The organism is Nocardia sp. NPDC004604, assembly GCF_040609795.1.
GTDB lineage: Bacteria > Actinomycetota > Actinomycetes > Mycobacteriales > Mycobacteriaceae > Nocardia.
Map to the genome: position 1 here is coordinate 1 of NZ_JBEXLC010000026.1, position 22,442 is coordinate 22,442.

At 67.5% G+C, this 22,442-nt stretch carries 20 protein-coding genes and 2 pseudogenes; 15 read left to right on the plus strand and 7 right to left on the minus strand.

The window, feature by feature from the left end; translation table 11 throughout:
- Nucleotides 1–93, minus strand: a pseudogene (locus tag ABZW16_RS12205) (methionine gamma-lyase family protein); the annotation flags it as partial.
- Between the two features lie 31 nt (nucleotides 94–124).
- Between ABZW16_RS12205 and ABZW16_RS12210 the strand changes: the two are divergent.
- From ABZW16_RS12210 to ABZW16_RS12235, 6 genes and pseudogenes are all read left to right on the plus strand, one after another.
- Nucleotides 125–748 (plus strand): LLM class flavin-dependent oxidoreductase, encoded by a 624-nt coding sequence (locus ABZW16_RS12210; RefSeq protein WP_354955033.1) that lies wholly within the window; start codon nucleotides 125–127, stop codon nucleotides 746–748.
- Between the two features lie 176 nt (nucleotides 749–924).
- A complete protein-coding gene (locus tag ABZW16_RS12215; RefSeq protein ID WP_354955035.1) occupies nucleotides 925–1,791 on the plus strand; it encodes an alpha/beta hydrolase in 867 nt (288 codons plus the stop codon).
- A gap of 43 nt (nucleotides 1,792–1,834) precedes the next feature.
- The gene (locus ABZW16_RS12220; protein WP_354955037.1) at nucleotides 1,835–2,164 is read left to right on the plus strand and encodes a YciI family protein; all 330 of its coding nucleotides are present in this window, start codon (nucleotides 1,835–1,837) and stop codon (nucleotides 2,162–2,164) included.
- Nucleotides 2,165–2,166: 2 nt separating this feature from the next.
- Nucleotides 2,167–3,402, plus strand: coding sequence for a DUF6596 domain-containing protein (locus ABZW16_RS12225; protein ID WP_354955039.1), 1,236 nt, complete (start codon nucleotides 2,167–2,169; stop codon nucleotides 3,400–3,402).
- Nucleotides 3,403–5,233: 1,831 nt separating this feature from the next.
- Nucleotides 5,234–6,610 carry a serine hydrolase domain-containing protein gene (locus ABZW16_RS12230; RefSeq protein WP_354955041.1) on the plus strand — a complete coding sequence of 459 codons (1,377 nt, stop codon included), beginning with the start codon at nucleotides 5,234–5,236 and terminating at the stop codon, nucleotides 6,608–6,610.
- Between the two features lie 35 nt (nucleotides 6,611–6,645).
- A pseudogene (locus ABZW16_RS12235) lies at nucleotides 6,646–6,843 on the plus strand (MerR family transcriptional regulator); the annotation flags it as partial.
- Between the two features lie 178 nt (nucleotides 6,844–7,021).
- Here ABZW16_RS12235 and ABZW16_RS12240 read toward each other — a convergent pair.
- Nucleotides 7,022–7,915, minus strand: a complete 894-nt coding sequence (locus ABZW16_RS12240) for an NADP-dependent oxidoreductase (protein ID WP_354955043.1) — start codon at nucleotides 7,913–7,915, stop codon at nucleotides 7,022–7,024.
- A gap of 76 nt (nucleotides 7,916–7,991) precedes the next feature.
- Here ABZW16_RS12240 and ABZW16_RS12245 point away from each other — a divergent pair, with 76 nt between their 5' ends.
- Nucleotides 7,992–8,585 (plus strand): helix-turn-helix domain-containing protein, encoded by a 594-nt coding sequence (locus ABZW16_RS12245; protein ID WP_354955169.1) that lies wholly within the window; start codon nucleotides 7,992–7,994, stop codon nucleotides 8,583–8,585.
- Nucleotides 8,586–8,655: 70 nt separating this feature from the next.
- Here the strand turns inward: ABZW16_RS12245 and ABZW16_RS12250 are convergent, their stop codons facing one another.
- Nucleotides 8,656–9,048, minus strand: a complete 393-nt coding sequence (locus ABZW16_RS12250; RefSeq protein ID WP_354955045.1) for a DoxX family protein — start codon at nucleotides 9,046–9,048, stop codon at nucleotides 8,656–8,658.
- A gap of 242 nt (nucleotides 9,049–9,290) precedes the next feature.
- On the opposite strand from ABZW16_RS12250, the gene ABZW16_RS12255 reads away from it, so the two are divergent.
- From ABZW16_RS12255 to ABZW16_RS12280, 6 genes are all read left to right on the plus strand, one after another.
- On the plus strand, nucleotides 9,291–9,530 hold the full coding sequence (locus tag ABZW16_RS12255) for a hypothetical protein (protein ID WP_354955047.1): 240 nt from the start codon (nucleotides 9,291–9,293) through the stop codon (nucleotides 9,528–9,530).
- 79 nt (nucleotides 9,531–9,609) lie between these two features.
- On the plus strand, nucleotides 9,610–10,800 hold the full coding sequence (locus ABZW16_RS12260) for an FAD-dependent oxidoreductase (RefSeq protein ID WP_354955049.1): 1,191 nt from the start codon (nucleotides 9,610–9,612) through the stop codon (nucleotides 10,798–10,800).
- 10 nt (nucleotides 10,801–10,810) lie between these two features.
- Nucleotides 10,811–11,752: a sigma-70 family RNA polymerase sigma factor gene (locus ABZW16_RS12265; RefSeq protein ID WP_354955051.1), complete on the plus strand. Its 942-nt coding sequence runs from the start codon at nucleotides 10,811–10,813 to the stop codon at nucleotides 11,750–11,752.
- 380 nt (nucleotides 11,753–12,132) lie between these two features.
- Nucleotides 12,133–12,627, plus strand: coding sequence for a carboxylesterase family protein (locus ABZW16_RS12270; protein WP_354955053.1), 495 nt, complete (start codon nucleotides 12,133–12,135; stop codon nucleotides 12,625–12,627).
- Between the two features lie 403 nt (nucleotides 12,628–13,030).
- Nucleotides 13,031–13,438 (plus strand): YciI family protein, encoded by a 408-nt coding sequence (locus tag ABZW16_RS12275; protein ID WP_354955055.1) that lies wholly within the window; start codon nucleotides 13,031–13,033, stop codon nucleotides 13,436–13,438.
- A gap of 6 nt (nucleotides 13,439–13,444) precedes the next feature.
- The gene (locus ABZW16_RS12280; RefSeq protein WP_354955057.1) at nucleotides 13,445–14,590 is read left to right on the plus strand and encodes a sigma-70 family RNA polymerase sigma factor; all 1,146 of its coding nucleotides are present in this window, start codon (nucleotides 13,445–13,447) and stop codon (nucleotides 14,588–14,590) included.
- Between the two features lie 229 nt (nucleotides 14,591–14,819).
- On the opposite strand, the gene rox is transcribed toward ABZW16_RS12280, so the two are convergent.
- The 3 genes from rox to ABZW16_RS12295 all read right to left on the minus strand — a co-directional run bounded on the left by rox (nucleotide 14,820) and on the right by ABZW16_RS12295 (nucleotide 18,654).
- On the minus strand, nucleotides 14,820–16,247 hold the full coding sequence (gene rox, locus ABZW16_RS12285) for a rifampin monooxygenase (RefSeq protein ID WP_354955059.1): 1,428 nt from the start codon (nucleotides 16,245–16,247) through the stop codon (nucleotides 14,820–14,822).
- 407 nt (nucleotides 16,248–16,654) lie between these two features.
- On the minus strand, nucleotides 16,655–17,836 hold the full coding sequence (locus tag ABZW16_RS12290) for an acyl-CoA dehydrogenase family protein (protein WP_354955061.1): 1,182 nt from the start codon (nucleotides 17,834–17,836) through the stop codon (nucleotides 16,655–16,657).
- A gap of 203 nt (nucleotides 17,837–18,039) precedes the next feature.
- Entirely contained in the window at nucleotides 18,040–18,654 is a 615-nt protein-coding gene (locus ABZW16_RS12295; RefSeq protein ID WP_354955063.1) for a TetR/AcrR family transcriptional regulator, read from the minus strand.
- A 269-nt stretch (nucleotides 18,655–18,923) separates the two neighbouring features.
- Between ABZW16_RS12295 and ABZW16_RS12300 the strand changes: the two genes are divergently transcribed.
- Together ABZW16_RS12300 and kstD are read left to right on the plus strand one after the other, a co-directional pair.
- Entirely contained in the window at nucleotides 18,924–19,520 is a 597-nt protein-coding gene (locus ABZW16_RS12300) for a helix-turn-helix domain-containing protein (protein ID WP_354955065.1), read from the plus strand.
- A 47-nt stretch (nucleotides 19,521–19,567) separates the two neighbouring features.
- Entirely contained in the window at nucleotides 19,568–21,283 is a 1,716-nt protein-coding gene (gene kstD / locus ABZW16_RS12305; protein WP_354955066.1) for a 3-oxosteroid 1-dehydrogenase, read from the plus strand.
- Between the two features lie 85 nt (nucleotides 21,284–21,368).
- Here the strand turns inward: kstD and ABZW16_RS12310 are convergent, their stop codons facing one another.
- Nucleotides 21,369–22,259, minus strand: a complete 891-nt coding sequence (locus ABZW16_RS12310; RefSeq protein ID WP_354955068.1) for an RNA polymerase sigma-70 factor — start codon at nucleotides 22,257–22,259, stop codon at nucleotides 21,369–21,371.
- Between the last annotated feature and the right edge of the window lie 183 nt (nucleotides 22,260–22,442).

A 22,442-nucleotide genomic window follows, 5' to 3' on the forward strand; every position in this document is an offset into this window, starting at 1 on the left:
AGGCGGACGAATCGGACCATCTGCTGATAATTCAATAGAGGAGCCTTGCACAAATGTTCCTGCTGCCATGATGACATCATCTTCATAACCAGGCACCACCGTCGCGGCCCTGACCGACCTGCGCGTGGGCACCTGGGTGTATGCCTCCCCGCTGCGCCCGGCCTGGCTGACGGCGTGGGAAGCGCACTCGCTGTCGCTTCTGACCGAGGGTCGCTTCGAGATGGGCATCGGCACCGGCAGACCGGGAATCGAGGACGAGCTCCGCGACAAGGGAATGCCCGACGTACCGCCGCCGTACGCGCGGCTGGCACAGGTACGTGAGACCGTCAAGACGCTGCGAGATCTCGACGGCCCCGACCTGCACACGCCCGTGGCGATGGCCGTACTCGGTCCGAAGGCCCGGGCGTTGGCGGCCGAGGTCGCCGACACGGTCACCTTCGTGCTGGGGGATCAGCCTCGGGGCGAAGTCGCGCGGCTGGCACGCGATTTCCGCGCTGTCGCGGACGTCGAGCTCGCGCTCGCCGTGCCGGTCATCGGCGACACTGTCGCGCCGCACATGGCGCCTCCCGACACCGACCCTGCTGCGCTGCGCGCGGCGGACGCAATGACCGTACTTCCGGATGACCCGGCGGCCGCCGCCGAGGAAATTCAGCGGCGACGCGAGGAGATCGGCTTCTCCTATTTCATCTTCGGCGCCGACTGCGCCGACAGGTTCGCTCCGGTCGTCGCCGAGCTCGCCGGACATTAGTTTGGCGGCGATAACGCGAGCCTGGCGGCACGGCTCGACCGCGGCGCAGGAACGTCCGCAGCTAACCGAGTTCAGGCTGTTCACAGGAGCGTGTACTCGATTTCGGCTGCACCGATGAGTTTCGGGTGAATCCGTCGTCGATTCCCATACGTACACCGAATGACAGGAGTCCCAGCATGACGAGACCGTATCGATCTGGCATGACCTCGGTACCGGCGAACGGTGTGGATCTCGGCATCGAGAGCTTCGGCCACGAGGACGATCCGCTGGTCCTGCTGGTCGGCGGCCCAACGATGCTGTCCTGGCCCGACCCGCTGTGCGAGCGGCTCGCGTCAGGCGGCCGGCGAGTGGTCCGCTACGACCTGCGCGACTCCGGTGCGTCGACGACCCTCGACCCGGAGAGTCCGGGCTACGACCTGCGGGATCTCGTCGCAGACGCGGCCGCGCTGGTCGAGGTGCTCGGAGCTGGGACCGCCCATCTCGGTGGAGTCGGCGTCGGCGGGATGGTCGCTCAGGTCGCCGCGTTGGACCACTCGGACGTGTTCTCAGCACTGACCCTCGTCGGCACTCGGCCGGTGGCGCCGGGCCCGGTCGACGAGGACCTGCCGGACCACGACCTCCAGGTCATGGGCGCGCTGTTCTCCCGCCCGCTGCCGGACTGGACCGACCGGGACGCTGTCGCGGCGTTCGCCGCATCGGGGGCCGAGCCGATGGGCAACGATCCGGAGGACGCGTGGGCGACGGCGGCCCAGATCTGGGATCGGACGCGGTCGAGCGATCCCGCGGTGCACCAGGCGAACCAGCTCGGGATGGTGTTTTCCCGGATCGATTGCGCCCCGCGCTGGCGGGGCCGGCTCGGTGAGCTCGACGTGCCCACACTCGTGGTGCACGGTCGCGCCGACCCGTTCTTCCCGGTCGGCAATGGCGAGGTCCTCGCCGCCGAAATCCCAGGGGCACGACTGCTCGTCCTCGACGACATGGGTACCGCTCTGCGCCACGCCGCGGCCGACCAGGTCGCTGCCGCCATGCTCGCCCTGGCCTGACCACCGAACCACGCTGTCTTGAACCACAGGAGAGGATCTTCAGATGCAGTACCTGGTTTCCGTGATCGATGACAAGAGCAATCCCGGCAGCGCGGACAGGCGGCCTGCCATCAGCGCGTTCAACGAACGACTAATCGCCGAGGGCTACTGGGTTTTCGCGGGCGGGCTCGCGGACACCGACGCGGCCACGGTCATCGACAACCGGGGCGAGCAGGCGGTATTCAGCGACGGGCCTTTCGTGGAGTCGAAGGAGTACCTCGCCGGCGTCTGGGTGTGGGAGGCCCCCGATCTGGATGTGGCGCTCAGGCTCGCCACCGAGGCGTCGAAGGTCTGCGATCGGAAGATCGAGGTGCGGCCGTTCCTGGCGGAGTGAGCGTGGTCGACATCCGTGAGGCGGTCACCCGGGCCCACCACGAGGAGTGGGCTCGGGTGGTTGCCTCCCTGACCAGGCGCTTCAGTGACCTCGACATCGCCGAGGAGGCAGCGGCCGAGGCGTTCGCGACCGCCGTCGAGCGGTGGCGGGCCGACGGCGTGCCCCCCAACCCCGGCGCTTGGCTGACCACCACCGCCAACCGCAAGGCCATCGACCGGATCCGGCGTGAGCACAAGCGCGACGACAAGCACAAGGAGGCTCAGATGGTGTACGACCACGACCCGCCCAAGCCTGTCGGTGCTATCGACGACGACCGGCTCCGGCTGATCTTCACCTGCTGTCACCCGGCGCTGGCGATGGAGACCCGCGTGGCGCTGACGCTGCGCATGGTCGGCGGTCTGACCGTGCCCGAGATCGCCCGCGCCTTCCTCGTGCGCGAGACCGCCTTGGAGCGGCGGATCACCCGCGCGAAGGCCAAGATCAAGGCGGCTCGCATCCCCTACCGCGTGCCGTCCGCCGAGGATCTGCCGACACGAATCTCCGGCGTGCTCGCCGTCCTGTACCTGGTGTTCAACGAGGGCTACCTGGCGACCGGCCCCGACACCGATCCCCTACGGCACGACCTGACCACTGAGGCGATCCGGCTCACTCGCCTGATCCGTGCCCTGCTGCCGGACGACGGTGAGGTGGCCGGGCTGCTGGCGCTGATGCTGCTTACCGAGGCCCGCCGCACCGCTCGTGTCTCGGCCGGCGGCGAACTGGTCACGCTCGTCGAGCAGGACCGTGGGGCCTGGGACGCGGCGCTCATCGCCGAAGGCCACCGGCTGGTGCGCGAGCGCCTCACCGCTGCCGCCGCCGGGGTGGCTCCGGGCCGCTACCAGATCCTCGCCGCGATCAACGCCGTGCACACCTCCGCCCGCGACATGCGCGACACCGACTGGTCCCAGGTCCTCGCCCTCTACGACCAACTCGTCCGCTTCGACCCTTCACCGATCATCGCCCTCAACCGGGCCATCGCGATCGCCGAACTCGACGGCCCGCAGGTGGCACTGGCAGCAGTCGACTGTCTCCAGGACAAGCTGGCCGGCTATCACGCCTACCACGCCACCCGCGCCGACCTGCTGCGCAGGCTGGGCCGAAGCCAGCAGTCACGCGTGGCCTACGACAAGGCCATCGAACTGGCAGGCAACACCGCCGAGACCGCCTACTTGACCCGCCGCCGCGACCAACTGCGGTAGCACCCATGGATCAGATCCCGATCGAAACTCCGCGCGCAGCAGCGGCCGACCCCGGGCGCCCCGCCGAGGCATTCCGCAACCTGTCGCGACAGCGGCGGGGTTGCGCTTCGTCCGAGCTTCGAATGCCAGGTCGCGAGTACGCATTTCGCGACGCCGAGTGCGCAGACGATGCCCCGGTAATGGCAGCATCGCGACCGCGGTGGCGGGCTTCAGCGCCAGAAACTGAGCTACGACGCTCTGCGCAAGGTACTCACCAGGGCAAACGACACTCGGCACGAACTGGACCATGCACGACCTGCGGCATACCGCAGCGCTGCGAATGTCTCGAGACGAGCATCTGAACCTTCGCGATGTTCAGATCATCCTCAGCCAAGCGCATCTGAGCACAACTGCCTCGATCTACCTCGTCGAGAACGAGGCCGAGGTGATCCGCCCACGTCCGTCGCCATCTGATCGACCGCGAACAACATCCAACCCGGCCAGCGTCCCAAGTCAGCATCGGCTACAAAACCGAAGACCTCACGATCCTGTTCGGAGGGACACCGGCGTGAATCTGCCATTGACGTCGGCGCCTGCCTCGATCAATCCGTCAGCCGTCGTAACAACTCACTATGACACTCATCGGGACCGACGTGCCGCCCCTGATCGCTCGGCGCTGCTCATCGGTCAATCCCAGCCACGGATCCAACACCGCCATCGGCCCGTACCACGTCACATAGAGAAAGCATCGCTGTCCTGGCTTGGGGCCGAATATCACCGAGGCCGTATCCGATCCGGACAGAGGCGCTGACGAAGGTCCGCAACGTCCTGCACCACGAGAGGATCGAATCCGACGTCGCCGCGGCCGCCGTGGCTCGGCAGCGCCACGCGGCCGAACGCGCCGAACGGCTGGAGGCGATTGACCGGGAACTGGCCGAGGCCGAGCGTGAGCGAAAAGCCTTGGAACAGAAGCTATCCCGAAGCGTTCCCAGGAGCGTGCTCGAGGGCGTGACCGGCAACCCCTTGACCCGGGCGCTGGAGTCTCGGCACGAGCGGGAGCGGTAGACGAACATGACAGTCGTGACGACGAGCGAAGGCACGGTACTGCACCTGTCGCTGCACATGAGCATCAATGCCGCGGCGCAGGCCTGCACCGCACTCACGAGTCCGATCTCACTGGGAGCCCGGCGGTCTGGACGATCGCGACCCGCACTGTCGGTGAGGGCTCGATCAGGGACACCGCCACCGGTGTCTGGACCGAGCGGCACAGGCTAGGGAGACCGTCGAGCCCGCAGACGAGCCCGCCCTGGTGGCGGCAGACCCGCCAAATCATCGTCGACAAACCCTGGTGGCGGCTCTTCCGGCGCTGATCCCGACGGGGTCCCGCGGATCGGCGGAGACAACTTCCTGAGATGTCTACCCGCACAACGGCTCCGGCCGATTTCCAGGGGCGACCTCCGAGAGCGAGAAAATCCCGGTGGGACGCTGAACGCCCCCGTGAGCCTCGGGTATGCGCCCGAACGGGGCGCCCATTTCGTAGATGTGCACGCACCTGATGAGTCACGGCCGCGAAGCATGCCATCGCCTACCGAAACCTCTTGTTTTCGATTTTGTTGTGCGGCAAGGCGATTCCGGATCCCGACTAGACTCACGAACGGCCATGCATCGCGCCATCTAGAGTGGCGACCTGGGGCGGCGGTTGCAGAATCCAGCCTCGAATGAGGTGTCGTAAAGCGATCGTTGACGAGACACCTCGAGGGGCGTTGGAATCCGAACCCGGTCGATCTCGCGGTCGGCGAGTTTCGATCAAGGGCTTGACCTTGCCCCTGGGGCAAGGTTCGAGCATGGTGGCATGAACGAGATGACACAGCAATTGTCGGAATTCGTCGCGGCCACGGCTGCGGAGTTGGGCCTACCGGGTGTCGCTGTCGGGGTGTTGGCCGATGGTCGAGAAGACTTCGCGTGCCACGGGGTGACGAGTGTTGACAATCCGCTTCCGGTGGACCGGGACACGATGTTCGTTGTCGGGTCCGTCAGCAAGACGTTCACCGCGACCGCGTTGATGCGGCTGGTCGCCGAGGGCCGGGTGGAGTTGGACGCGCCGGTGCGGCGGTATGTCCCCGAATTCGCCCCCACCGATGCGGCCGCGGACGAGATCACCGTATTGCGGCTGCTCAACCATACGGCAGGGCTGGAATGGAAGCTCGGCGTCGACACCGGCGAAGGAGACGACGCGTTGGCGCGGCACGCGGCGAAACTGGCCGAGTCGCCGCTGATCTCGGAACCGGGAGCGCGAGCGTCCTACAGTCAGGCGGGATTCAACCTGGCCGGCCGGATCGTCGAGAACGTCACCGGATCGACCTTCGAAAGGGCTGTCGCGTCACTGTTGTTCGAACCGCTCGGGCTGGGACACAGCTGTTACGGGGTCAACGAGGTTATGACCCGGCGATTCGCGGTGGGCCACAACGCCGATGCGGACGGTGTGATCGCGGTGGCCCGGCAGTGGAAGGACAACCGCGCCAACAACCCCGGCGGCGGTGTGGCGACGTCGGTGAGCGATCTGCTGCGCTGGGCGCGGTTCCATCTCGGCGACGGCCGGACCGAGGAAGGCGAGCGCGTTCTGCCTACCGAACTGCTGCACCGGATGCGGGAGCACACCGTAGAACTGCGCGGCAGCACCTTGGGTGACGCATTCGGCATCTGCTGGTTCCTGCGCGAGGTGGACGGTGTCGCAACCATCGGGCACGGCGGGTCGGGCAATGGCCAGTTCGCCGACCTGCTCATCGTGCCGGAGCGGAACTTCGCCGTCGCCGTGACGTCGAACGCGGGCCCGGATGCCGGCCTCATGTTCAACCGGACTCTGGTGAACTGGGTGCTCGAACACTATCTCGGCGTGGTCGAACCCGACCCGGAACCGCTGCCCTACGACGCGGTGCGGGCAGCGGAGATCGCCGGGTACTACGAGAACGAGATGATGCGGCTCACCCTCGACGCCGACGGGGCAGTGTTGACGATCGGATGTGCCATCAAGCCGGAAGTCCGTGCCGCCGCGGACACCGAAATGCCGCCCGACCTGCCGCCGGCTGTCCTCGGCCTGCTGCCCGGCGACACGGACGAGTACATCGTTATCGAGGGCGGTCTGCAAGGGCAACGCGGGTTTTTCACCCGTGACGAGTCCGGTGCGGTGGCCGGAATCGATCTCGCCGGCCGGTTGTTCGCCCGGGTGTGATGATTGGCCGTGCACATCAGGGAAGGGAGACGCGCATGATCACGATCGGGCAGCTCGCACGCTATGCGGGAGTGACGATCAAGGCCGTGCGCGTCTACCATGAGCGCGGCCTGCTCCCGGAACCGGAGCGCGACTCGTCCGGCTATCGCCGTTACCGCGCTGAAGACGCCATCGAGCTGGTCAAGATCAAGACACTGGTACGGGCCGGTGTGCCCCTGGCGCGTGTCAGGCAATTGCTGGCCGCGAACTCCGACGAGTTCGCTGCTGCGATCGCCGAGGTGACCGGGTATGCAGCGCAGCCGTTGTGGCTGTTCTGGTCCGATGAGCTGCGGCCGCGGTCACACGCACCGGATTTCTTCGCGCGCCGCCGTGATGGCAACGGCGTGGTGATCGACGACGCGCAGCCGGTTTTCAGACGACCAGGACCCGGCGCCCGCGCGTGTGACCGGCCTGGCTGTCGATGTGCGCCGCCGCGGCCTCGGCGAGCGTGTACGACTTCTCGACCGGGATGTGGAGCTTTCCCCGCGAGATGAGGCCGACGGCTTCGGCGAGCGCTTCCGACACGCTTCCGGCCACGCCAGAGAATCGGACACCGAACTCCGGCGCAGCGAGATCGGCGATGGAGATCACCTTCTGCGGATCCCCGGTCAGCTCGACGAGCTCGCGGATCACGCCCGAGCCGGCCAGATCGAGAGCTGCGTCGACATGGCCGAGCCGCCGCACCCGCTCGACCCAGCCTTCGCTGTACGTCGTGGCGAGGGCACCCAGGCTGCGCAGATAGTCCTGGTTCGCGGCACCGGCTGTGCCTATCACCGTGATGCCGCGGTCGCGGGCGATCTGCAGCACCGCCGATCCGACTCCCCCGGACGCACCGCTGACCAGCAGCGTCTGCCCGGCCTGCACGCCGACCTCGCGGATGATGCGCAGCGCGGTCTCCACCACGGAGGGGTAACCGGCCGCCTCTTCGAAGGCCAGTCCCTCGGGCACCCGGGCCCAGGCCGACAGCACGGCGAACTCGGCATAGGTGCTCGAGCCTTCGCCGAACACGTGGTCGCCGACCTCGACGCCTTCGACGTCCTCGCCGACCTCGTCCACCACCCCGGAGGCGTCCAGCCCGACTCCGGAGGGCAACTCGATCGGATGGGCCCCGAGGATCTGGCCTTCACGGATTCTCCAGTCGACGGGGTTCACGCCCACCGCCCGCACCGCGATGCGTACCTGACCGGGGCCCGCGTGGGGCTCCTCGGCGTCGACGAGTTGCAGGACGTCCGGACCGCCGAACTCGGCGAAGCTCACCTTCTTCATGCGATGGACCATAGCACTAACAGTTAGTGTTTTGGAACAACTTCGGGTTCGCACCTGTTAGTGTTTGGGCGTGACCATGCCGACCGGACGACGCGAGCGCAAGAAGGCTGCGACCCGCCAGAAGATCGCCGAAACCGCCCTGCGGCTCTTCCTGGAACGGGGGTACGACGCGGTGGGCATCCGCGACGTGGCCGCCGAGGCCGACGTCGCCGTTACCACGGTCTTCTCCCACTTCGCCTCGAAAGAGGCCCTGGTGTTCGAGCAGGATCAAGACTTCGAGCAACGCCTCACGCAGGCGGTCACCAGCCGGGCACCGCATGAGCCGCTTATCCCCGCGCTGCGCCGCGAGATCCAGGCCCAGGTGCGACATTGCACGGCGGGCAGCGCCGCCCCGCTCTGGCGCATGATCGACGAATCACCTGCCCTGCGGGAGTACGAGGAGTCGATGCGGCTGCGCCATGCAGAGTCGCTGGCAACGGCCATCGCCGCCGATCCCGACCTGGCACAGACCACAACGGCCTCCCGGACGATCGCAAGGTTTGTGATCGACGCCTATTCGCTGGCCCGTGAGGCGGCCGATCCGCAGACCGCGATCGACGAGATCTTCCAGATGATCGAGGCCGCCTGGGCCGTCACCCGCCCCTCCAGAAACTCCACCGACACGGCCTGACCGTAGCCAGGACTCGACCCTGCCGCCACGCTGCGGTTCTATGGCGCGACCTGCTGGCGACTTCCCCGAATCAGCCGGTGAAGGACTCGGGGCCGAAGCGGCCCCAGGCCACGAAGGCCGCCAGAGCGAGGTAGCCGAGATTCAGCACGACGTATTTGTACTGGCCGTAGCGGGCGTGGGTGATCATCGCGCCGATCATCAACAGGATCCAGCAGACGGCGGTCACCGGCACCATCACCGGTGCGATGTCGAGCGCGGCGGGCAGGATCAGGCCGACCGCGGCGAGGATCTCGAGGACCCCGAGGGTTCGGACGAAACCGGCGCTTGCGTGCTCGGTCCACCCCCCACCGGACTTCGCGCCCAATTCATCCAGCTTGGCCTTGGGCATGAACGCTTTGGTGGCTCCACCGGAAAGGGCGAGGGCGGCAAGCAGCCCCGCAACGGTCCAGAGGGCGAGGTTCATGAGCTTCTCCTTCAGGTGCGGGCGACTCGGGCTCGTCCTCGATCTGGCCGAGCCGTTCGTCGCCGACGGGCTGCCGGACGATGCCGTTCGCGGGCATCCCTGTTGGCTTCCCGATCGTGTAACTGGTCGGGCATCAGACACCGCCGGCCCTGAGCCTGTGACACCCCGCCGGCGTGACGTGCGCCACCGCACGCACTGCCCTTTGGTGGCCGGAACCCAGGACGGTTATCGACTGCCGAGACGTGCTGGGCGAGCATGTCCGGCTGGTGGTCGACACCGTGACCCGGATCGACGCTGACAACCGCAGCATGGTGTCGGCGGGCGGCGACACGGTCGGCTACGACCACCTGGTCTACGCGGTGGGCAGCGGCAGCGCCGATACGCGTGTGCAGGGAGCGGCCGAGTTCGCCTATCCGCTGGCCACTCTGGAGGAGGCGCAGCGAATGCGTGGAGTTCGTCCGCTGAACGATCCTTGGGGGTGATCCACGTCACCGGTCGATGCTGTCAGGAATTCGGGGGCTGTCTCGTTCAGGGAACACGCGAACCAGACAGGAGCGAACCATGAAGCACCGCATCGTCGTCCTCGGGTCCGGATACGCCGGAACTTTCTCCGCCGGATACTTGGCCCGCCAACTCCACGCCGACGACTTCGAGATCACCGTCGTCAACGCCGAACCCGATTTCGTCGAGCGGCTGCGCCTGCACCAGCTCGCCGCCGGGCAGGATCTGCGCCACCGGCCGCTGGCGGAGGTGTTCGCGGGCACCGGCATCCGGCTACGAGTGGCGCGGGTAACCAACGTCGACGTCGAGCACCGGACTGTCACAGTCGCCGACGGCGCGGGCATCGACCGGCTCGAATACGACTCCCTCCTCTACACGCTCGGCAGCACCGCCGCTGACCACGGCGTTCCCGGCGTCGACGAGCACGCCTTCCACGTGGCCGCTCGGCCGGCCGCGCTGCGCCTGCGCGCACGCCTGGATGAGCTGGGCGAGGACGGGAAGGTGGTGGTGGTCGGCGGCAACCTGACCGCGATCGAGGCTGCCACAGAGATCGCCGAATCCCGTCCAGGACTTCAGGTCAGCCTTGTCACCAGGGGCGAACTGGGCGGCTGGCTGAGCCCGAAGGCGCGCCGTCACCTGCTGCGTGCCTTCGACCGGTTCGGTATCCCGGTCCATGAGCACACCGCCATCGAGCGCGTCGAGCAGGCGGCGGCGGTCGCCGCCGACGGCACCGCTTTCGCCTCGGACGTGACCGTGTGGACCGCTGGCTTCGCCGTCCACCCGATCGCCGCCGCCAGCGGCCTCGCGGTGGAAACCAACGGCCAGATCACGGTCGACCGTCAGATGCGGTCGGTCTCGCACCCGGATGTCTACTCTGCTGGTGACAGCGCCTTCGTCATTGCCGAGAGCGGTCTTCCGTTGCCGATGTCCTGCGCGTCCACGGCACCGACCGCCAAGCAGGCGACGGCCGCAATCATCGGGGACCTGACCGGGCGCAAGATCCCGACGATCACGATGTCGTATGCCGGCAACCACATCAGCCTCGGCCGTAAGGACGCGATCTACCAGTTGGTCGACAAAGCCGCGCAAACGAAGCCGCGGCCCCTGCGTGGCCGGACGGCCGCGCGGGTCAAGTCGTCGATCCTCGACGGTGCCGCCTGGGCCTTGTACCACCCGAACCTCGGAAAGCCGAGTCACAAGTACCGCTTGGCCGCCACCCGAGAGCACTCGCCCAACGTGGTCGCCGCATAGAGTCGTGCTCATGGACACTGCCACCGTGGCGTGTTTCGAGGCCAGCCGGAATCGGCTGGCCTCGCTCGCCTACCGTTTGCTCGGCTCGGCCGCCGACGCCGAGGACACGGTGCAGGACGCGTTCCTGCGGTGGCAGGCCGCCGACCGGGAGTACATCGAGGTGCCCGAGGCGTGGCTGACCAAGATCGTCACCAACCTTGCGCTCGACCGGCTCCGTTCGGCGAAGGTGCGGCGCGAGCGCGCGGTCGGCACCTGGATGCCCGAACCACTCCTCGACGGCGACCCGATGCTGGGCCCGGCCGACACCGTCGAGCAGCGCGAATCGGTGACCCTGGCGGTGCTGACGCTCATGGAGCGTCTGTCGCCGGTCGAACGGGCCGTTTATGTGCTGCGCGAGGCCTTTGCGTACAGCCACGCCGAAATAGCCGAGATTCTCGGCATCACCGAGTCCGGGAGTCAACAACACGCCCACCGTGCCCGGCGTCGAATCGCCGCCGCCGGCAACGGCACTGACATCGACCATGCCTCCGCGCGTCGAATCGTCGAGGCGTTCGTCGCTGCCGCCGCCTCGGGCCGGACCGAACGGCTGGTGGCGCTGCTGACCGACGACGCGACCGGCATCGCCGACGGCGCCGGGCTGGGGCTGGCCGAGAAGCTGATCCGGTACTCAACCCCGGAGCGGATCGCCATCGCGGTGCGGGCCGGCTTCAAACCGTCTCCGGTCAAGCGCAGACTCGCCGGTGGCTCGCCCTCGTTCCATGCCGCCGTGGTCAACGGCTGCCCAGCCATGCTCGCCACGCTCGACGACCGGGTCGTGGGCGTCGCGATTCTGGAGATCCGTGACGACAAGATCGCAGGCGTGCGCGGCATCGCCGCCCCGCACCGACTCGGTCGCCTCACCGAACAATGGCAGCGGCAGGAACACGATGTCCCGCTGATCGAATCGTGGTAACCGGTCGTCCGACACTCGATCTCACGTTCGCCTCTCAACGGCAACACCGACTCCCGGTGGACCGCTTCGTCTCCGCGTCCAAGGCGTCGCGGATCGCGCCGACCATGCGCTCGTCGGTGTGCCCGAACGCCGACAATGTCCCATCACCCGCCCATCGACTTTTGATCTGTCGAACGCGGCGTGCCGATAGCCTGAAGCGGCAAGGATGTACCTGTGCTGAATATTGTTGAGCACCAGTGAGATTCAGGGCCGATGGTGCAGACTGACGGTTCGAGGTCGGGTTCGTGGCCGGGGGTCGAGCGACAGCGCAGGTGGCAGGCACGTCGACGGATTCATGGCCGCGCAGTAGGTGACCTACCGAGGGAAAGTGAGTGGCCCGCATGACAATCGCCCCTGAGATCCGCACGACTGCCGGAGTCGCGCGTGGCAGGTGGGAGAATGCCATCGCGGTCTTCCGGGGTATCCCCTACGCCGAGCCACCGATCGGCTCACGGCGCTTCGGGGCGCCCGTTCCGGTCCAGCGATGGGATGGCATCCGCGACGCGCTGGAATTCGGTCCACCGGTTCCCCAAGCGGCACATACGGGTTCGGTGATGTCGTCGGTGTCCGGCAGCGTCGGCGATGGTTCCGAAGACTGTTTGACGCTCAACGTCTGGTCACCCGACCTCGGGGCCGCGGGACTGCCGGTGATGGCGTGGATCCAGGGCGGCACATACTTGGAGAACCACTCCGAAAACCCGCACTACGACGGTGCGACGATCGCCGGGTCCGGGGTGGTGGTGGTCAGCATGAACTATCGCGTCGGTGTCGACGGCTTCGCCCGCATCGCCGGCGCCCCGGACAACCGCGGCATCCTCCCAGTTCGACACCCTTGACCTACCTCATGCCGAGTAAGAGTTGCCTGGACTCGACGGGCAGCCTCGCATCCTTCGGCGAACCGGAGCGCTACTAGGACAGCTACCGGCTTTGCTACATCCGCAGTACAGAAGGATCATCGTCGAGTTGGCAGAGCAAACCGGCCGACAAGGTCGTTCCATCGATGCACCCCAGGTCATGCTGGTCGCCCAGACGGTGTCGCAAGCCGATCGAGCAACGGCGTGGGCGGGTCCGGCCGACCAGGAGCCGCTTCGTGCCTCGGACACGAAGCGGCTCGTCAGTGCGCGGTGCCATGGAAGATCGCCGAAAGAATGTCGCGGTGGGATGTCGAGATCCCGAGCGCGGCTCCGTCCCCGAGGTGAACACGACCACAATGGGCCGTACCGCATCAAGGAGAACATGATGGCCAAGTATCTGCTGCTCAAGCACTACCGTGGTGCCCCGGCATCGGTCAACGACGTGCCGATGGATCAGTGGACGCCGGAGGAGATCTCGGCTCACATCCAGTACATGCGGGACTTCGCGGATCGGCTCGAGAGCACCGGCGAGTTCGTCTACGAGCAGGCGCTGTCCCCGGAGGGCACATTCGTCCGTTACGACGGCGAGGGGCGGCCGCCGGTCACCGACGGCCCGTTCGCGGAGACCAAGGATCTGATCGCCGGCTGGATGGTGATCGACGTCGAGACCTACGAGCGGGCGTTGGAGCTGGCCGGCGAGCTGTCCGCGGCGCCGGGTGCAGGTGGGAAGCCGATTCACGAGTGGCTCGAGGTGCGCCCGTTCCTGACCGCGCTGCCGACGGTGACGGAGTGACGCACGGTGGATGAGGCCCTGCTCCGGACCCTCACCCCCACTGTCATCGGGATCCTCGTCCGCCGCGGAGGCGACTTCGCGGCGGCCGAGGACGCCGTGCAGGACGCTCTGATCGAAGCGGTGCGGGTGTGGCCGAACGACCCACCGCGAGATCCCAAGGGCTGGTTGGTCGCTGTGGCCTGGCGCAAGTTCCTCGACGCCGCCCGCGCCGATACGTCCCGGCGGCGGCGCGAGGAGCTCGTCGAGATCGAGCCCATGCCCGGACCGGCCGAGGCGGTGGACGACACGCTGCAGCTGTACTTTCTGTGCGCGCACCGGTCCCTGACCCCGGCCTCGGCGGTCGCGCTGACGCTGCGCGCGGTCGCCGGTCTGACCACGAGGCAGATCGCGCAGGCCTACCTGGTGCCCGAGGCAACCATGGCCCAGCGCATCAGCCGGGCCAAGCGAACCGTCTCGGGTATCCAGTTCGACCAACCCGGTGACGTCGCCACGGTGCTGCGCGTGCTCTACCTCGTCTTCAACGAGGGCTACTCCGGCGACGTGGACCTCGCCGCCGAGGCGATCCGGCTCACCCGCCAACTGGCCGCCATGGCCGAGCATGAGGAGGTGGCGGGTCTGCTCGCGCTCATGCTGCTCCATCACGCACGGCGCCCGGCACGGACCCGCACCGACGGCAGCCTGGTGCCACTCGCCGAGCAGGACCGCGACCAGTGGGACACCCGCCTGATCGCCGAGGGCGTCGATGTGCTCCAGGCAGCCCTCGCCCGCGACCGACTCGGAGAGTTCCAGGCCCAGGCCGCCATCGCCGCGCTGCACGCCGACGCCCGCACGGCCGAGGAGACCGACTGGATGCAGATCGTCGAGTGGTACGACGAACTGCTGCGACTCACCGACAACCCGGTCGCCCGCCTCAACCGCGCCGTCGCGGTCGGCGAGGCCGACGGCCCACGTGCCGGACTGGCCGCCCTGGCAGAGCTCGACCCCTCCCTACCGCGCTACACCGCCGCCGCGGCATACCTGCACGAGCGTGACGGTGACCTGGTGACCGCAGCACGGCTCTACACCGAAGCCGCCCGACTAGCGCCCGATCTCCCCGAACGCGACCACCTCACGCGTCAGGCCGCACGGCTCAACGCAAAGCTCCGCGGTTGAGCTGCTGGACAAATGACAGGCACATTCACCCAGACGGTAAGGATCGCCCGCACAGCCTGTCAGCTGGTCGGAGCACGTCCTCGACCTCGAGGAGCCCGTCCCGGCACTCACCACGAGACGAACCCATCCCGTGCACCGCCGTGGTGACCAACCGAGTACGACCTGGACCTCGAGGGCGCCGCGCCGGCTGGAGATAGGTCCCGCACACTTCGGCGCCACAACTGCGCGCTCAGCTGACGGCCGTGCCGAACCACCTGGACAGCTGGGTGAGCAGTTCCTGCTGATCATCACCGACCCACGCCATGTAGCCGTCCGGCCGCAGCAGCACCGCGGGCACGTCCAGTTCCTCGCTGACGTCGACGACGTGGTCGACCCGGTCGGCCCAGCCCGCCACCGAGAGTCGACCGGTCTGGTCGAGCAGCAGTCCGCGGCCGCCATGCATGAGCTCGTAGAGGCGCCCCCGCTTCAGCCCTATGTCCCGCAGCCGTCGGCCGAGCAGTTCGTGCCCCTCGCCGAGGTCATAGCGGACCCCGATCGCGGTGATCTTCTCGGTCAGGTACCGGTTCACCTCCTCGAAATCCATCAGTTCCGACAGCAGCCGGCGCACGGACCGGGGACCCGGCTCGGTGGACATCAGCTCGGACTGCACGCGGGTGTTGTTCAGCACGTCGGCGGCTACCGGGTGCCGTTCGGTGTGGTAGCTGTCCAGCAGCCCCTCCGGTGCCCAGCCGCTGACCTCGGCGGCCAGCTTCCAACCCAGATTGAACGCATCCTGGATGCCGAGGTTGAGGCCCTGCCCGCCCAGCGGAGCGTGGACGTGCGCCGCGTCGCCGGCCAGCAGCACCCGGCCGACCCGGTAGCGCTGGGCCAGCCGGGTGGCGTCGCCGAAGCGGGTCAGCGAACGCGGTGAATGCACGCCGAAGTCGGTGCCGGCGAACACCCGCAGCTGTTGCTTGAACTCCTCGAGGGTCGGCGGGACCGACCGGTCCTCGGCCACCCCCTCGGCCGGCACGACGATGCGGTACGCCCCGTCCCCGGAGGGCCCGGCGCCGAACCCCTTGTGGGTCTTGCGGACCTCGGCCACCACGGCGGCCAGCGTCTCCGGCGTCGCGGCCACCGCCATCTCACCCAGCAGCCACTCGACCGTGGCGGGCTCGCCAGGGAAGCCGACGCCGAGCAGCTTGCGCACCGTGCTGCGGCCGCCGTCGCAACCGACGAGGTAGCGCGAGCGCAGCTGTGTGCCGTCGGCCAGCTCGACGGTCACCCCGTCCTCGTTTTGGCTCAATCCGACCAGTTCGCAGCCGCGCCGGATCTCGACGCCGAGTTCGGCGGCGTGCTCGGCCAGCAGGCGCTCGGTGACGGGCTGCGGGATGCCGAGGATGTACGGATGCGCGGTGTCCAGCCGGTCGGGCCGCGGCTTTTTGATGCCGGCGAAGATGCCGCCGACCGGGTACTGCTTGCCGAGCGCGAGGAACCGCTCCAGCAGACCGCGCTGGTCCATCACCTCGACGCTGCGCACATGCAGGCCGAGCGACCGGACATGCCCGGTCGGCTCGGCCTCCTTCTCCAGCACGAGCGCGTGCACGCCATGCAGCCGCAACTCGCTGGCCAGCATCAAACCGGTCGGTCCACCGCCGGCAACGATCACGTCGATCATGAAAACCCCTCATTCGACAACGTTGCATATCGGCCAGCTGCTCCGCGCGGTTCGGTGGCGCGCACCCCGGCATCTGGGCGCCGACCGCACCGGCGGCTCGACGTCCTTGCAGACACACACGTCGACAAGGGGGCACGTACTTCGCGACCCTTGATTTCCGCAGGTTCTGGCTTCGGCTGGAGATTTTGCAGCACGACCGGGGTCTTGCCGCAAGGCCCCGGGTGCGTTATATGTTGAAAGTGAGGGGAGTCGATGACCTCCCTGCTTTCGCTATTTCTCGCCCGTTGTGGCCAGTCCTCTCCAGCGGTAATGCGCCGCGTACGGCGATGCCGCCAGCTGAGCACACCTGGGATCCAGCCAACTCGTCGGCCTTGTCGGTGTCAGGGGCGCGCAAGCCGATGGGTGACTCAGATCATGATCCGTTGTCGCGGTTGGGGTTCGATACCCATCGTGGTCAGCGCTGTGGCGTGGTAGACGAGACCGGGGGTGTGGATCGCGTGTTGCAGGCCGGTGTGGGCGTCGCGCCAGAAGCGTTGCACCGGGTTGCTACGGCGAACCGCGTTGCCGCCGGAGCGGGCGAAGATGTCGTCCACGGCATCCACAGCGCGCCAGGCGCAGCGGATCTGGTTGCGTCGGGTCACAGCACGGTCGGCGAATGTGACCGGGGTGCCCGCGTCGGCGAGGTCGTAGAGGCGCTCGATGCCGTCGAGGAGTTGGGTGCGGGAGGCGGCGATCTCGGCGGCGGCTTCGGAGATCGCGGACAGGGTGTAGGGATCCTCAGCGATACGAACACCGGTCATGGTGGTGCGGTCACGCTGATAGGCCAGGTGCACAGCCAGCGCTCCTTCAGCGATGCCGATGACAGCGGCGGTGATGCCGAGGGGGAACATGGCCCAGAACGGCAGCCGATAGAGGGTTTCGTCGCGCCCGACGAGCACGCCCCGCGCGCCTTCGGACATCTCCTGCGCGTCGACGGTCCGGTAGGCGGGGACGAAGGCGTCCTCGACGAGGATGTCCTTGCTTCCGGTGCCGCACAGGCCGACAACGTCCCAGGTGTCCTCGACGATGGTGTAGTCGGCGCGGGGCAGCACCACGTGCAGGGTGGTGCGCGGTTCAGCTGGATGGCCGTCGGCGTCGCCGAGGGTGGCGCCGAGGAAGATCCAGTCGCAGTGGTCGGTGCCGGAAGAGAAGTTCCAGCGCCCGCGCAGTCGGTAGCCGCCGTCGACCGGTGTGGCGATCCCTTGGGCGGCGTACGGGGAGGCGATCCAGGTGTCGGGGTCCTCGCCCCACACCTCCTGTTGCAGTCGTCGGTCCATCAGCGCCATCTCCCACGGGTGCACACCGCCGACGCCGCAGACCCAGCCGGTCGAGCCGCAGCGTTGTGCGACCGCCATGACAGTTTCGGCGAATACACGCGGGTGGGCGGCGTGACCGCCGAAATCGGCGGGTTGCAGCAGCCGCATCACCCCGGCTTCGCGGATCAGGGCGACGCTGTCGTCGGACAGCCTCCCGAGTGCTTCGCTGTCGGCGGCGGTGGCGGCCAACCGCTCGCCCAGTGCTTCCACCTGTTCCAAAACCTTGTCCGTCATGCACCTCACCTCTCGAGACGGTCGCCGTGGCGCGACCTTGCCAAGAACTAGAATTAATTCTAGTTTGCCGTGGCGTCAAGACTTGTGCTGATACTCGGCTTCGATTACGTGCGACACGCGTCGGCGCTCGCGGGAGGTGTCGACGTCGGACAGTAGAGGCGTAGATCGATCCGGTCTGGGCGACCGACAGCGGATAGTCGATCTCAGTGAATGTGGTGGGCGAGGATCAGCGAGGCTGCGCGACACAGTTCGCGTTCGGCGCGTTCGGGGGACATGCGTCGACTCAGACTCGAGGTGAGCACGCCCCACCAGCTGTAGATCAGCAGCAGTGTGGTGCCGTGATCGGCCGCGCCGGGTTGCTCGATTCCGAGCGTGTCCAGAATCGCCTGTGTCAGTGTCGATTCCGATTCCAGCCACAACTGCTCCGGCGATGGCTCGCGCATATAGGCGGCGGCGGTGGCGCGCAGCATCGCCGAGCACAGCCGAGGGCTGCGCAGCAGTGTCGTGTTCAGCGCGGCCAGGTTGCGCCCGATGTGCTCCAAGACATCGCCACCTTCGGGTAGCTGCCATCGGTCGTTGACGAAACTGGCGATCTGTTCCTGGAACAGGGCCGCGAACACCTCGGTCTTGGTGGGGAAGTACCGGTAGAGCGTGCCCAACGCCACGTCCGCCCGATTGGCGAGATCGGCCATCTGTACCCGGTCGAACTCCGCTTCGGCACCGAGTTCGGCAGCCGCCCGCAGGATGGCGACCCGCCGGGCCACCTGACCAGCCGACGCCGGGGTCGCGGCGGGGCGCTGCTGCGCGATTCGCCCCATCGACCCGCCCTTTCTCGTCGCTTCCTGAACTCGACGATAGCGGCTGCCCTGCCGACCCGGGGACGAGAGGACACCCACCACTCCCGTCGGACCGAAATCGCCGGAGACAGCACTCTTGCTGTGGCGCGGCGTCGCTGTGTATGTGCACCTGATTCGGGCCGCGAAACGTGACATCTCAACCCATATTGACAGTATCTATCATTTCGGGTGAGACTTTCGTCTAGGCTGCGGCGGATGGTTCGCCGTGCGGTTCTCGAAGGGTGGTGGGGGTGTCTTTGCGTGATCGGCAGCGTCGTCGGGTTCGCGACGATATTCAGCGGGCGGCGTACAGTTTGTTCGCGCGGTCGGGGTTCGAGGCGGTGACCACCGAGCAGATCGCCGCGGAGGCGGGGGTTTCGCCGAGTACGTATTTCCGGCATGTACGCAGCAAGGAGGACTTGTTGCTGGAGCCGGTGCGCGAGGGTGGCGCCGGTATCGCCGGTTTGTTGGAGGCGCGCCCCGGAAGCGAACCGGCCGATGTCGCGTTGGCGGGGGCGATCCTGGCTCGCTCGACGTCGTTGGCGGTCAAGGAACTCGAGCAGTGGCGGGCGGCGTTCACGACCGCGCCGCATCTGCTGGAGCGGGTCGCGTTGGTCCCGCCCGATCACCGGGTCCGGTTGGTCGAACTCGTCGCCCACCGGATGGCACGCGATCCCGAGACCGATCCCACGCCGGGACTGTTGGTGCATCTGATGCTCGCGGCCGCGGAGTTCGGTCTCCTGCAATGGCTGCGCGGCGCCCAGGACCCGGCGGCGTCGCTGCCGGTGTGCGTAGAAGCCGCCCTGACCGCAGTCCAGAACCGGCGATGGCGAAACGCCACAGCCTGATCTCCCTGGCCCCCAACGTGTTTCACGGATAGGAATCTGCACGAGTCATGCGACAAGACCACAGCGACATCGACACCGTGGACGTGCTGGTGGTCGGCTCCGGCGCCGCCGGGATGACCGCCGCGATCAGCGCTGCCCACCACGGGCTTTCTGTACTCGTCATCGAGAAAGCCCCCCACTGGGGCGGGTCCACCGCCCGCTCCGGAGGCGGGGTATGGATTCCGGGCAACACCGTGCTGCGCAGGGAAGCGCCCGACGATGACCTCGAAACCGCGCGCACCTACCTGACCGGCATAATCGGCCCGGTGGTCGACAAAGACAAGATCGACATCTACATCGACCACGGACCGCAAGCATTCGACTTCCTCACCGCCCACAGCCCGCTGCGGATGCGTTGGGTCCCCGGCTACAGCGACTACTACCCCGAAGCCGCAGGCGGACGCGCCCACGGCCGCTCCGTAGAACCTGTCCCCTTCGATGCCCGAGTGCTGGGTGCGGAGTTGGCCACACTCGAACCCGACTATTCCAAGGCCCCGCGGAACTTCGTTCTCACCCAGGCTGATTTCCGTCAGATCCACCTCGGTCTGCGCAACCCCCGCGCGCCCTGGCACGCGATCCGTATCGCCGCGCGCTGGCTTACCGCCCGCATCCGAGGCCGGCATCTGCTCGCCCGCGGCCAAGCGTTGAGCGCCATGTTGCGCAAAGGCATGCTGGACGCCGGAATCCCGCTGCTGCTCGACACTCCGCTGGTCGAACTGACCGTCACCGACGGCCGGGTCACCGGTGCAACCGTGCGTCGCGGCGGCACCGAACAACAGATCAGCGCACGCTCCGGGGTGATCCTGGCGTGCGGCGGATTCGAACGCAACGACGCCCTACGCAGGCAGCACCAGCGCGCACCCATCGGCTCGGACTGGACCGTCGGGGCCGCCGCAAACACGGGCGACGGTATCGCGGCTGGTGCAGCTGTGGGCGCGGCCACCGGTTTCATGAATGACGCCTGGTGGGGGCCGTCGATCCCGCTGCCCCGCCAACCCTGGTTCTGTCTGGCCGAACGCAACCTGCCCGGCAGCCTCATCGTCAACGACCGCGGCTTGCGGTTCATGAACGAATCATTGCCCTATGTCGATGCCGTGCACCGCATGTACGGCGGCGAATACGGACAAGGCGACGGCCCTGCGGAAAACCTGCCCGCCTGGCTGATTTTCGACCAGCGCTACCGCAACCGCTACCTGTTCGCCGGCCTGCCCCCACGACAATCCCTGCCTCGACGCTGGTTCGACAGCGGCGCGCTCACCCGCGCCGCCACCATCGGCGAACTCGCCGACAAGATCGGCGTGCCCGCCGACCGACTCACCGCCACGGTGGCCCGATTCAACACCTTCGCCCGCACCGGCATCGACGAGGACTACGGTCGCGGCGAGAGCGCCTACGACCGCTACTACGGTGACCCCCTTCAACACCCCAATCCCAACCTCGGCGCCTTGGCCAGCGGCCCCTACTACGCCGCCCGTCTGGTCCCCGGCGACCTCGGCACCAAAGGCGGTCTGGTCACCGACACCCACAGCCGCGTCCTGCGCGCCGACCACACCGTCATCGAGGGCCTCTACGCCGCGGGCAACACCGCTACACCCGTCATGGGCCACACCTACGCCGGACCCGGCGCCACCATCGGACCCGCCATCGTCTTTGCCTACCTCGCCGCCCACCACATCGCCACCACCGGACACCGCGCACCGACCACCACCGCTGCGGATCAGTAATACGGACGCCCGCGTCCTTCGAAGCCATCGCATGCGGGATTACTGCGTTGCTCACATGCGGCGTCGGTGAGATCGAGCTTCGGACTCAGCGGCTCACCATGGTCTCCCGTTCCACACGCGACAGTTTCTCGGGATTGCGCACGATGTAGAGCCCGGTGATCAGGCCGTCGTCGATCCGCGCCGCTACGACATTGTCGATCTCCCCGTCGATCCGGATGATCAGCGCCGGGCAGCCATTGATCTGTGCCGGCTCGACCGACACCGCGCCGCTGACTTTGGGCAAGCCGACCGCCAGCAAGCGAGCCACCCGGGCCGCCCCCACGACGGGTCGCACCACGGCCTGCACGACTCCGCCACCGTCACCCAGCAGTACGACATCCGGCGCGAGCATGTCGAACAGGCTTTGCAGATCACCCGTTTCGATCGCCCGTCGGAATGCGTCCAGCGCGCCGCGGGTCTCGGCCGGGGAGACGGTCCCGCGTGGTCGTCGTGCGGCGACGTGTGCGCGTGCCCGATGGGCGATCTGACGGACCGCGGCGGGGGTTTTGTCGACGGCTTCGGCGATTTCGTCGTAGGCCAGATCGAAGACCTCGCGAAGTACGAATACCGCCCGCTCGGTCGGCGCGAGTGTCTCCAGTACCAGCAGCATCGCCATCGAGACGCTGTCGGCCAGTTCGACATCCTCGGCCACGTCGGGTGTGGTGAGCAGCGGCTCGGGCAACCAGGGACCGACGTAGGACTCTTTGCGACGACCGAGCGTGCGCAGCCGGGTGAGCGCCTGGCGGGTGGTGATCCGGACCAGGTAGGCACGATGATCCCGCACCGTGTCGAGATCGACATCCACCCACCGCAACCAGGTCTCCTGCAGGACATCTTCGGCATCGGCGGCCGAGCCCAGTATCTCGTAGGCGACGGTGAAGAGCAGGTTGCGGTGGGCGAGGAATGCCTCGGTAGCGGGATCCCTGCGCTCGCTCATCGGTTGCTCCTATCTGTTCACTATCGAACTGTGTCACGCACAAGACGCCGGTCCAAACCGCTTTGTGACACCCACGGACAGTGGCGCACGTCACATCGACAGGCATGCGCCAGCATTTCGTGGTCGTCCAGCACTCACCACCCGCAAGTCGATACATGTTCGAGAGCACAGTCGCCGCCTTGC